Origin of the sequence: Effusibacillus lacus (assembly GCF_002335525.1) — a bacterium.
In the GTDB taxonomy this organism is placed as follows: Bacteria; Bacillota; Bacilli; order Tumebacillales; family Effusibacillaceae; genus Effusibacillus; species Effusibacillus lacus.
In genome coordinates this window covers 1-679 of sequence record NZ_BDUF01000080.1, presented here as the reverse complement: position 1 = coordinate 679, position 679 = coordinate 1, and the positions used below count along the sequence as shown (strand labels likewise).

The following is a 679-nucleotide window of genomic DNA, read 5'->3' as shown; positions in this document are numbered from 1 at the left end:
TCTTTGTTCTTCAAGATGTGATAGATGGCCGTTAGCAGCATACGAGCAATGGCAATAATGGCGCGCTTGTGGCCTCTGCGTTTCTTCAGTTGCAAGTAGCGGTTTCGGATTTCGGGATGCTTTTCGCTTTTAACAACGGCGGTTGCACACTGTACCAAAAGAGGCTTGATGTAGCAGCCGGCTCTCGAAATCCTTACTGACTTTTTCTTGCCGGCACTTTCATCATTTGAAGGTGTAAGTCCTGCCCAAGAGCATAGATGCTTAGCTGTCGGGAACACGTCCATGTTCACACCGATTTCCGAAACCACGGCAATGGCGGAAAACAGGTTTTTGAAGGACGGAACAGTTAAGATCAAGTTGATTTCGTCCAGGTAGGACTCGGCAAGAGAAAGAATAATGGCTTCTAGCTCCGCTTTTCGGGATTCGAGGTCTTCGTAGTGTTGTTTGATAACCTTGATTTTTCCAGCCTGCTCTGGCGTAATGAGTCCGTCAATCGCAAGCTCCAGTTCAGGAAGTTTCCCGATCATGGAGGGGTGAATGAGCGGCTCGAGGTCAAAAGATGTATCGAGCGGATCGTCCAGCAGCTTATCAATGATCTTCATGGAGCTTTTGCCGAACGTATCCGATACGACATTTCCAAGCTGAATGTTGGAAACCGTCAGGCTGTTTTGCAGCCGAT

At 48.2% G+C, this 679-nt stretch carries 1 protein-coding gene; it reads right to left on the bottom strand.

Features of this window, described 5'->3' with window-relative positions; all coding sequences use genetic code 11:
* A partial coding sequence (locus EFBL_RS14450) for a transposase (protein WP_149029968.1) occupies positions 1 to 679 on the bottom strand: 679 nt, incomplete at both ends.